Source organism: Amycolatopsis sp. NPDC049159 (assembly GCF_040648295.1).
Classification (GTDB): Bacteria; Actinomycetota; Actinomycetes; order Mycobacteriales; family Pseudonocardiaceae; genus Amycolatopsis; species Amycolatopsis pretoriensis_A.
On sequence record NZ_JBEZDL010000035.1, the window covers coordinates 72749 to 84456 of the forward strand.

Annotated in this window: 2 protein-coding genes (1 of these 2 cut by a window edge); both read right to left on the minus strand. The window is 74.4% G+C overall.

The features are described from left to right. Positions 1 to 4714 carry the 5' end (the start) of an SDR family NAD(P)-dependent oxidoreductase gene (locus tag AB0B33_RS42850; RefSeq protein ID WP_360782831.1) on the minus strand. Its footprint begins 9683 nt before the window's first position, so 4714 of the gene's 14397 nt are visible here — the first part of the coding sequence; the start codon lies at positions 4712 to 4714; the stop codon falls past the left edge of the window. Positions 4715 to 4928: 214 nt separating this feature from the next. Beyond that, positions 4929 to 11696, minus strand: a complete 6768-nt coding sequence (locus AB0B33_RS42855) for an SDR family NAD(P)-dependent oxidoreductase (protein ID WP_360782837.1) — start codon at positions 11694 to 11696, stop codon at positions 4929 to 4931. Between the last annotated feature and the right edge of the window lie 12 nt (positions 11697 to 11708).

The window sequence follows — 11708 nt, forward strand, 5'->3', positions numbered from 1 at the left end:
CTTCTTCGGTGAGTTCGTCCAGCGCGTGGCCCCCGGCCGCGGCGGTCCGCCGCACCGGCGGGAAGAGCCCGCGGAACAGCGGCGAAACCGTGCCATCGGCGGCTTGACGGCGCAACGCGGCGGCGTCGAGCGCGATCGGGACGAGCGCGGCCGGGCCCGCGACGACGGCCCGGTCGAACAGCTCGAGGCCGTGCGCGGTCTCGAGTGGACGGACGCCGGAGCGGCCGAGCCGGTCCCGCGCGCGGTCGTCGAGGTGCCCGGTCATGCCGCTGGCCTCGGCCCACAGCCCCCAGGCCAGCGACACGGCGGGCTGCCCGGCCGCGCGGCGCCGCTGGGCGAGGGCGTCGAGGTAGGCGTTGGCGGCGGCGTAGTTGCCCTGCCCGCTGCCGCCGGTGGTGCCCGCGGCGGCGGAGAACAGCACGAACGCCGTGAGGTCGCCGGTCAGCTCGTCGAGGTTGCGGGCGGCGACGGCCTTGGGGCGCAGGACCCCGTCCAGCCGCTCGGGGGTCAGGGCCTCGACGACGCCGTCGTCGAGGACACCGGCGGCGTGCACGACGGCGGAAATCCGTTGCGCGGCAAGCACTTCGGCGAGCCGGTCACGATCCGCCGCGTCACACGCGGCGAAGACGGCCTCGGTGCCCGCGGCGGCGAGGTCCGCGGCAAGTCCGGCCGCGCCGGGCGCCTGCGCGCCGCGGCGGCTGAGCAGCACCAGCCGCCGGACGCCGTGCTCCCGGGCGAGGTGCCGGGCGACGAACCCGCCGAGCACGCCCGAAGCGCCGGTCACCAGCACGTCGCCGTCGCCCCAGTCCGGCGTCTCGCCGGTGGCGGTGGCGCGGGCGAGCCGGGGCGCGAACACGCGGCCGTCGCGGACGGCCGCCTGCGGCTCGGGCGGGACGACCGGGTGGTCCGGGTTGTCGGTGTCCAGCAGTGCGAACCGGCCGGGGTGCTCCGACTGCGCCGAGCGCACCAGGCCCCACGCGGCGGCGAGGTCCGGGTCGGGCGCTTCGCCGTCGTGGACCGCGACCGCGCCGCTGGTGACGAAGACGAGCACCTCGGCGCGCTCGGTGGCGAGCCAGTCCTGGACGAGGCCGAGCACCTGGTGGACCGGCGCGCCGGTCAGGGTTTCGAAGACGGCGCCGGTGCCGCCGGCTTCCGGGACCTCGGTCCAGCCGACGACGTACAGGTCGTCGGCGGCCCGGTCCAGACCACCGGCGGGCAACGGCCGGAACGCGAGGGACTCGGCGGACGCGACCGGGGCGCCGGCCGGGTCGGCGACCTCGACCGTGATTTCGTCGGTGCCACGGCGGGTCAGCCGGACGCGGAGCGCGGAGGCCCCGGTGGAGTGCAGGGCGAACCGCGTCCAGGCGAACGGGAGCCGGGCTTGTCCGTCCCCTGTGGACACGAGCGCGAGCGGGTGCAGGGCGGTGTCCAGCAGGGCCGGGTGAAGGCCGAAGCGGGCCGCGGCCGGCGTCTCGGGGAGTTCGACCTCGGCGAAGATCTCGTCGCCGCGGCGCCAGGCCGCGCGCAGGCCCTGGAAGACGGGTCCGTACTCGTAGCCGGCCGCCGCGCGGAGGCCGTCGTAGAACCCGTCGAGGTCGATCCTGGCCGCGCCCTCGGGCGGCCAGGAGTCCAGGGTGAACCCGGCTTCGGGGGTGCCGGGGGCGAGGACGCCGGCGGCGTGGCGGATCCAGGGGTCGTCCTCGTCGCGGCGCGAGTGCACCTCGACGGCGCGGCGGCCGGTCTCGTCGGCCGCGCCGACCCAGACCTGCAGCGCGCGGGTGTCGCGCGCGCCGAGGGTGAGCGGGGTTTCGAGGGTGAGCTCCTCGACCGTGCCGCAGCCGGCGCGGTCGCCGGCCTGGACGGCGAGTTCGACGAAAGCCGTGCCGGGCAGGAGGATCGTGCCGTGCACGGCGTGGTCGGCGAGCCACGGCTGGGTCTGCGGGGAAACGCGGCCGGTGAGGACGAGCCCGTCCCCGGCGGCCAGCGCGACGGCGGCGCCGAGCAGCGGGTGCCCGGTGGCACTGAGGCCGAGCGCGCCCGCGTCGCCCGGGTCCGCGACGACGTCGGGCCAAAAGCGTTCGCGCTGGAAGGCGTAGGTGGGGAGGTCGGTGGTGCGTGCGCCGGCGAAGGCCGGGGTCCAGTCGACGTCGACGCCGTGGACGTGCGCTTCGGCGAGCGCGGTGTGGAAGCGGGTCAGTCCCCCGTCGTCACGCCTGAGCGAGCCCAGCGCGACGACGTCTTCGCCGAGTGCCATCGTCAGCACCGGATGAGGCGAGGCCTCGATGAACGTCCCGAAGCCTTCGCCCTTCAACCGCTCGACCGCGGTGTCGAGACGGACGGTGCTGCGCAGGTTGGTGTACCAGTACTCGGCGTCGACGCTTTCGTTCCACTCGCCGGTCACCGTCGAGATGAAGGCGATCTCGCCATCGCGCGGGGTGATCGGGGCCAGCACCTCTCGCAGCTCGTCACGCAGCTGCTCGACCTGCGCCGAGTGCGACGCGTAGTCCACCGGCACCCGCTTCACGCGGATGTCGTCGGTGCGGCAGGTCGCCGTGAACTCGTCCAGGGCCTCCGGCGCACCGGACACCACCACCGCGGCCGGGCCGTTCACCGCCGCGACCGACACTCCGTCGATCAGCCGCTCCTCGACGGTTTCGAGGGAGGCGGCGACGGACACCATGCCGCCACCACCGGCCAGCGCGAGGATCGCCTTGCTGCGCAACGCGACCACGCGTGCGCCGTCCTCGAGAGAAAGCGCTCCCGCGACCACGGCGGCCGCGATCTCACCCTGCGAGTGACCCACGACCGCGTCCGGCACCACGCCGAACGAACGCCACAGCTGGGCGAGGGAGACCATCACGGCGAACAGCGCCGGCTGCACGACATCCACCCGGGTCAGCGCTTCCGCGTCCGCCAGCGCCGCGCGGAGCCGCCAGTCCACAAAGGACTCGATGGCCGTCGCGCACTCGTCGAGCCGGGCCGCGAACACCGGCGACGACTCCGCGAGGTCCAGTGCCATCCCCGCCCACTGCGAACCTTGGCCGGGGAAGACCAGCGCGACCTTGCCCGGCGCACCCGCTTCCCCGGTGACGACGTTCGCCGCGGGCGTGCCCTCGGCCAGCGCGGTCAGGCCGGCGGGCAGATCGCCGACCACGACCGCGCGGTGCGGGAACGTCGTACGGGTCGTGACCAGGGAAAACCCGATGCCGGCGGTGTCTTTGCTGTCGTGCGCCGCCAGCGCGGCGGCCTGGGCTCGCAGCGCGTCGGCGGTCCGTGCGGAGAGGACCCACGGCACCGGCCCGGCGGCGGCCGCTTCGGGCTCTTCGGCTTCCGGAGCGGCTTCGAGGATCGCGTGCGCGTTGGTGCCGCTCATGCCGAAGGCGGACACCCCCGCGCGGCGCGGCTCGCCGGTCTCGGGCCACGGGCGGGCCTCGTCGAGCAGCCGGACGCCGCCGGACGCCCAATCGACGTGCGAGGTCGGGGCGTCGACGTGCAGCGTCCGCGGGAGGACGCCGTGGCGCATCGCCATGACCATCTTGATCACGCCGGCGACGCCCGCGGCGCCCTGCGTGTGGCCGACGTTCGACTTCAGCGAACCGAGGAACAGCGGGTCGTCGCCGGTGCGGGCGCGACCGTAGGTGGCCAGCAGGGCCTGCGCCTCGATCGGGTCGCCGAGGACGGTGCCGGTGCCGTGCGCCTCGACCGCGTCGACCTGCTTCGCCGACAGCCGCGCGCCGGCCAGGGCCTCGGTGATCACGCGCTCTTGCGCGGGGCCGTTGGGCGCGGTGAGGCCGTTGGAGGCGCCGTCCTGGTTGACCGCGGAGCCGCGGACGACGGCGAGGACGGGGTGGCCGTTGCGCTGGGCGTCGGACAGGCGTTCCAGCACCAGCATGCCGGCGCCCTCGCCCCAGCCGGTGCCGTCGGCGGCCTCGGCGAAGGACTTGCAGCGGCCGTCGGCGGCCAGGCCGCGCTGGCGGCTGAAGGCGACGAACGCCGCCGGTGTGGACAGAACGGTCACGCCGCCGGCGAGGGCGAGCGAGCACTCACGGCGGCGAAGCGCGTGGCACGCCCAGTGCAGCGCGACCAGCGAAGACGAGCACGCGGTGTCGACCGTGACGGCGGCACCGGTGAGGCCGAGGAAGTAGGCGAGCCGCCCGGAGACGACGGCGGTGGCGGTGCCGGTCAGCAGGTGCCCTTCGACGGCGTCCCCGGCGCCGCGCATGAGGTTCGCGTAGTCCTGACCGGTGTTGCCGACGAAGACGCCGGTCTCGGAGCCGGCCAGCGACGCCGGGTCGATGCGGGCCCGTTCGATGGCCTCCCAGGTCGTCTCCAGCAGCAGGCGCTGCTGGGCGTCCATGGCGAGGGCCTCGCGCGGGGAGATGCCGAAGAACTCGGCGTCGAATTCGGCGACGTCGTGCAGGAACCCGCCGGACGCGGTGTGCGAGGTGCCGGGCCGGTCCGGGTCGGGGTCGCGCAGCGCGTCGAGGTCCCAGCCGCGGTTCTCGGGGAACCCGGTGACGGCGTCGGTGCCCGCGGCGACGAGGTCCCACAGGTCCTGCGGCGACCGGACGCCCCCGGGCAGCCGGCACCCCATGCCGACGATCGCGATCGGCTCCTGCTCGGCGTCCTCGACCGCCTGCAGCCGCTGGCGCGTCTGGTGCAGGTTGGTCGTGACCCACCTGAGGTGCTCGCGCAGCGTCTCCTCGTCGGCCATGTCAGTGCCACCAGCCTTTTCTCCAGCGAACTGCGGAACCCCGGCCGGCCGCACCGCCGAAAGCGGCACCGGGCCCGCGCCGAAGTGGCATCAATCTGCAGGCTATGGGACCTTTTTTGGCCCTACAACCCCTAATGATCCCCCTTAAAGGGGCCCCTACACAGGGAAAACCCGCCCCCTTGCCGAGGGCGGGTTTTCCTTTCCAGAATTGCTTCTACAATTTCCCGAGGTCATTGTTGATGAATTCGAGGAGCGCGTCGTCGTCGGCGAATTCGAGGCCGCCGGCCGGCGCCGGGACCGCCGCCGGTTCGGCGTACCGGCTCAAGAGAGCCTGCAGCCGGACGGTCAGCTCCCCGCGCGTCAGCCGGTCGGGTTCGCCGCCGGCCAGCGCCGTTTCCAGCCGCTCGAGCTCGGCCAGCACGCTGGGAGTGCTGTCCCCCAGCTGCGCCCGCAGGTGCTCGGCGAGCGCGGTCGTGTTGGGGTGGTTGAACACGAGGGTGGCGGGCAGTTCGAGCCCGGTCTCGGCGGCGAGCCGGCCCCGCAGCTCGACGGCGGTGAGCGAGTCGAACCCGAGCTCGGTGAAGGCCCGCTTGGGATCCACGGCGGCGGTCGTGGCGTGCCCCAGGACGTGCGCGGCCTCGGTCCGGATGAGGGTGACGAGCTCGGCGAGCTGATCGGCCGGCGAGAGCCCGGCGAGCTTCGTCCGGAAGCCGTCCCCCTGGTCGACGGCCTTTTGCGGCTCCGCGACCCGCGCCTCGGGCAGCTCGGCGAGCAGGCGGCTCGGGCGTGTGGCGGTGAAGGCCGGGACGAACTTGGCCCAGTCGACATCGGCGACGACGACGTTCTCGTCCCCGGCCCGCCGCAGCGCGGCGAGGGCTTTCCCGGGCGCGAGGGTGGCGAGCCCACGCCGCCGGAGGTGCTCCTGGGCGGCCGGGTCGGCGGCCATCCCGCCTTCGGCCCAGGGGCCCCAGGCCACGGAGGTGGCGACCCGGTCGCGTGCCCGACGCTGGTTCGCGAGTGCGTCGAGTTCGGCGTTGGCCGCGGCGTAGGCGGTCTGGCCGCCGCTGCCCCAGACTCCCGCGATGGACGAGAAGAGGACGAAGGCTTCGAGGTCGTCGCCGAGGAGTTCGTCGAGGTGCCGGGCCCCGGCGACCTTGGCTTCCCGGATCCGGTGGAAGCCGGCGTCGTCGAGGTCGGCGAACGCGGTGGCCTGGCTCACCCCGGCGGCGTGGACGACGGCGGTGATCTCCGGGAGCCGTTCGAGGGCCTGGGCGAGGTCGGCGCGGTTGCCGACGTCGCAGGCCAGGACGGTCGCCTTGGCTCCGGTGGCGCGCAGCTCGTCGGCCAGTTCTCCGGCCCCGGGTGCCGCCGGGCCGCTTCGGCTCAGGAGGACGAGGTGTTCGGCGCCCGCCCCGGCGGCCCAGCGAGCGACGGTCGCGCCCAGCGCACCGGTACCGCCGGTGATGAGGACGGTCCCCCGCGGGCTCCAGGCCGGCGCGGTCAGCGGGGCGCGGACGAGACGACGGGCGAAGACGCCGGCGGGGCGGAGCGCGAGCTGGTCTTCGCCCGCGCCGGCCTGGCCGGCGATGATGGCCCGGAGGCGGTCGACCTGGTGCTCGTCGGGGACCGCCGGCACGTCCACCAGGCCACCCCAGCGGTCCGGGGTCTCCAACGCGAGCGCCCGCCCGAAGCCCCAGAGCGCGGCCAGGCCGGGGTCGCCGGGGCTGTCGTCGCCGGGGACTTCGACCGCGCCGAGCGTCACGCACCACAGGGGCGGGGTCACGCCGGCCCTGGCCAGCTCCATGGCGGTGACGAGCGCGTCGTCGCCCGGTGCCGCGATCAGGACGACCCCGTCGGCCGCACCGAGCTCGTGCGGCTCGACGACCGGGACCCCCAGCGCGTCGGCCCAGCGCCGAGCCGCTCCGGAGGTGGCCACGGCCACCTGACTCCCGGCGGTCGCCGGGGTGGGCTCCGCGATCGGGAGCCAGGTCACCCGGTAGCGCCAGGAGTCCGCCACCGCGGTCTCGGCACGGTCGCGACGCCACGAAGCCAGCGCCGGCAGCACCCTCGCCACATCCGATTCCGGCACCCCGGTTCCAGCCGACAGACCGGCCGCGTCCGCGCGGTCCACGGCCGCCCAGAACTGGGCGTCGACCTCGCCGCCGACCGGCCGCGGGGCGGGGGTGGGCCAGAACCGCTCGCGCTGGAAAGCATACGTGGGCAAGGAAATCCGGTGGCCGGGCAGCTCCGCCCAGTCGACCGGGACCCCGGCGGCGTGGAGCCCGGCCAGTGCGGTGAAGAACGTCCGTTCTTCGTCGCGGTCCCGCCGCAGCGCGGGAACCGCCGTGCCGGGGACCATCGAACTCAGCACCCCGTCCGGACCCAGCTCCAGGAACACCCCGACACCGGCGGCCTCCAACGTCGAGACGCCGTCGGCGAACCGGACCGCTTCCCGCACGTGCCGCACCCAGTACTCCGCCGTGAACGGCTCCGCGAGAGCACCGCTCACATTCGAGATCACCGGAATCGCCGCCGGGTGGTAGGTGAGCGTCTCGGCGACCGCGCGGAACTCGTCCAGCATCGGATCCATCAACGGCGAGTGGAACGCGTGGCTCACCGTGAGGCGCTTGGTCTTGGGGAACTGGGCCGCGATCGCCAGCACCGCGGCCTCGTCACCGGAGACGACCACCGACTCGGGACCGTTCACGGCCGCGATCGAGACGCCCTCGGTCAAGACGATCTCGGACTCCGGAGCGGCGATCGACACCATCGCCCCACCGGCGGGCAGGGCCTGCATGAGCGAAGCACGCGCCGAGACCAGCCGGCAGGCGTCCTCGAGGGACAGCACCCCGGCCACGTGCGCGGCGGAGATCTCACCGATCGAGTGCCCGGCCACGAAATCCGGGCGGACGCCGAAGGACTCGGCCAACCGGAACAGCGCCACCTCGATCGCGAACAACGCGGGCTGCGTGAACTCCGTGCGGCTGAGCAGCTCGGCGTCGTCGAAAGCCGTCCGCAGGTCCGGGAACCGGGCGCACACCTCGTCGAAAGCCGAGGCGAACACCGGGAACCGCTCGGACAGCCCCTGCCCCATCCCGGCCCGCTGCGCGCCCTGACCGGTGAACAACACGGCGAGCGGGCCAGGCGCGGCATCCCCGCGCACCACGGACGGATCCGACGCACCCTCCGCCAACGCCGTCAACCCGCGAACCAGCTCAGCGTCGTCCGAAGCGACCACGACCGCCCGCCGCGGCAAGGCCGCACGGCCCGTCGCCAGCGAGAAAGCCACGTCCGGCAGCGCACCGCGTTCACCGGCGAGCAGCCGCCGAGCCAACGCGCGCACACCTTCCTCGGTCTGCGCCGAAACCGGCACCGGCAGCACCCCGACCGGCGCCGTGTCGTGGACGACGGCCTCCTCGGGCGCCTGCTCCAGGATCGTGTGGGCGTTCGTCCCCGAGATCCCGAACGACGAAACACCCGCTCGCCGGGGTCGGTCCGACAGCCACTTCCGCGGCTCGGTCAGCACCTCCACCGCACCCGACGTCCAGTCCACATGGGACGAAGGACGGTCCACGTGCAGCGTCTGCGGCAGCACACCGTTGCGCATCGCCATGACCATCTTGATGATCCCGGCGACCCCGGCGGCGGCCTGCGTGTGCCCCAGGTTCGACTTCACCGAACCCAGCAGCAGCGGCGTCGAGCGATCCTGGCCGTAGGTGGCCAGCAGCGCCTGCGCTTCGATCGGGTCACCGAGTCTGGTGCCGGTGCCGTGTGCTTCCACCGCGTCCACTTCGGACGGAGTCAAGCCCGCGTCGGCCAGCGCGGCGCGGATGACCCGCTGCTGCGACGGGCCGTTCGGCGCCGTCAAGCCGTTCGACGCACCGTCCGAATTCACCGCCGAACCCCGCACCACAGCCAAAATCTCGTGACCGTTGCGCTGTGCGTCCGACAAGCGCTCCACCAACAGCAAGCCGACGCCTTCGCCCCAGCCGGTGCCGTCCGCGCCGTCGGCGAACGCCTTGATGCGGCCGTCCGGGGCGAGGCCGCCCTGCCGGTCGAACTCCACGAACGCGCCCGGGGTCGACATCACCGTGACACCGCCCGCGATGGCCATCGAGCACTCGCCCGCCCGCAGTGCCTGCCGCGCCCAGTGCACCGCCACCAGCGACGACGAACACGCCGTGTCCACGGTGACCGCCGGGCCTTCCAGCCCGAACGAGTACGCGATCCGGCCGGAGACGACCGCCGCCGCGTTGCCCGTGCCGACGTAGCCGGCGACGTCGTCGCCCGCGTCGGTGAGCAGCGCCGGGTAGTCCTGGCCGTTGGTGCCGGCGAACACGCCGATGCGCTCGCCGCGCAGCGAACGCGGGTCGAGGCCCGCGCGCTCGAACAGCTCCCACGTCGTTTCCAGCAGCAGCCGCTGCTGCGGGTCCATGGCGAGCGCCTCGCGGGGCGAGATGCCGAAGAGGCCGGCGTCGAAGTCCGCGGCCCCGCTCAGGAATCCGCCCGGACGGACGGCGGCGAGGTCGGACGGCCAGCCGCGGTCGGCGGGCGGGGCGGACAGCGCGTCGGCGCCGCGCGCGACGAGGTCCCACAGGTCTTCCGGCGACCGGACTTCGCCGGGGAACCGGCACGCCATGGCCACGATCGCGATCGGCTCGTCGTCGCTCGCGGCGACCGCGGCCGGCGTGCTCACGTCCGGCGCCGAACCGACGAGCAGGCCGTGCAGGTGCCGCGCGAGAGTTGCCGGGTCGGGGTGGTCGTAGGTCAGGGTGGCGGGCAGGTCGAGCCCGGTCGCGGTGCGCAGCCGGTTGCGGAGCTCGACCGCCGACAACGACGTGAAGCCGAGGTCGCTGAACGCCCGGTCGCGATCGACCGCCGCGGCCGAAGCGTGCCCGAGCACCGCGGCGACGTGCTCGCGGACGAGGTCCAGCACCCCGGCGGCGGTGCGTTCGACGACGACGGGCGCCTCGGCGGCCGGCGCCAGCTCGGCGAGCAGCGGACTCGGCCGGGCCGCGGCGAACGCCCGGCCGAACACCGGCCAGTCGACGTCGGCGATCGCCACGGTCGTGTCCCCCGCGGCGAGCGCCCCACCGAGCGCGGCGAGCGCGAGGTCCGGATCGAGCGGCCGGAGCCCCGCCGCCCCGAGCCGGGCGGCGACCCCGTCGTCCGCCATCCCACCGCCGGCCCACGGCCCCCACGCCACGGCCAGCGCGGGCCGCCCCGCGGCACGGCGCGCCTCGGCCAAGGCATCGAGCCGGGCGTTGGCTGCGGCGTACCCGGCCTGCCCGGCCGCGCCGAGGGTGCCGGCGAGGCCGGAGAACAGCACGAAGGCGTCGAGGTCGTGGGTCAGTTCGTCGAGGTGCAGCGCGCCGGCGACCTTGGCCGCCTCGACCCGCGCGAGGCGCTCGGGGGTCAGCGTGTCGAGGACGCCGTCGTCGAGCACACCCGCGGTGTGCACCACGGCCCGCAGGTCGGGGATCCGGTTGAGGAGAGCTTCGACGGCGTCCCGATCGGCGACGTCGCAGGCCTCGATGACCGTCGGGGTGCCGGCCGCGGTCAGCTCGGCGGCCAGTTCAGTCGCGCCTGGGGCGTCCGGGCCGCTTCGGGAGGTGAGGACGAGCCTTTCGGCGCCGTTCGCCGCCGCCCACCGCGCGACGCGGGAGCCGAGCGCGCCGGTGCCGCCGGTGATGAGAACGGTCCCGCGCCACCGCCAGTCACGTGCGGCGTCGGCCGGGGCGGCCACGAGCCGGCGCCCGAAGACGCCGGACGCGCGGATGGCGACCTGGTCCTCGCGCCCACCCAGCACGGCGAGGAGCCTGGCGGCGGTGTGTTCGTCCAGTTCGTCAGGGAGTTCGACGAGTCCGCCCCAGCGTTCGGGGACTTCCAGCGCGGCGCTGCGGCCGAGCCCCCAGATCCCAGCTTGGGCGGGGGTGTCGCTGGTCAGGCACCAGAGCGGCGCGGCGATTCCCGCGTCGCCGAGCGCCTGGACGAGGGCGGTGGTCGTGGCGGCATCGCCACCGACGGAGAGGACACCGGTCCAGGCCTCGCCGGCTTCATGCGGCGAGTCGGTGGAGGACTCCCCCGACGCGGGCAGGTCCTGCCCGGCCTCTCCCAGCCCGGTGGCGCGGAACTTCGTCGCGGTTGCCTCGCGCAGGCGGTCCGCCAGCTCGGCGCGGGACTCGCCCGCCGTGGTCAGGGGCACGACTCCGGAGAGGAGTTCACCCAGTCGAGCGGCGGTTTCGTCGCCCGCGGGAGCGACCAGCAGCCAGCGCCCGGGCTTGGCGGCACCGAGGGTGAGCGGGGTCCACTCGGCGCGGTACCGCCAGCCGGCGACCGTCCGGTCCCGGCGGCTGCGGTGCCGCCACGCCGACAGCGCCGGGCGCACCGCTTCCGCGAGGTCCTGGTCGAGGCCGAGCGCGGTGGCGAAGGCGTCCGTGTCCGCGCTCTCGACCGCCGTCCAGAACGCCTTGTCCTCAGTGGACACTTCGGCGGTGCCGATGAGCCAGTAGTGCTTCCGCTGGAAGGCGTAGGTCGGCAGTTCGGCGTGCGCTTCGGCGGGAAGGAAGGAGGCCCAGTCGACGTCGACACCGTGGACGTGAACAGTGCTCAACGCTGTGAGCAGTGCTCTCTCGTCATCCCGCTCTCGTCGCAGAGCACTGATCGCGGTTCCCTCGACCATCGCGCTGAGCACCCCGTCCGGGCCCAGCTCCAGGAAGACCCGCGCACCCTCTGCCTCGAGGGTGGCGACCCCGTCGGCGAAACGGACCGCTTCGCGGACGTGACGAACCCAGTAGTCCGCGGTGAACGGCTCCGCGAGAGCACCGCTCACATTCGAGATCACCGGTATCTGCGCCGGGTGGTATGTGAGGGTCTCGGCGACCGCGCGGAAGTCGGCGAGCATCGGGTCCATCAGCGGTGAGTGGAACGCGTGACTGACGGAGAGGCGCTTGGTCTTCGGGAACTGCGCGGCAATCGCCAGGACCGCGGACTC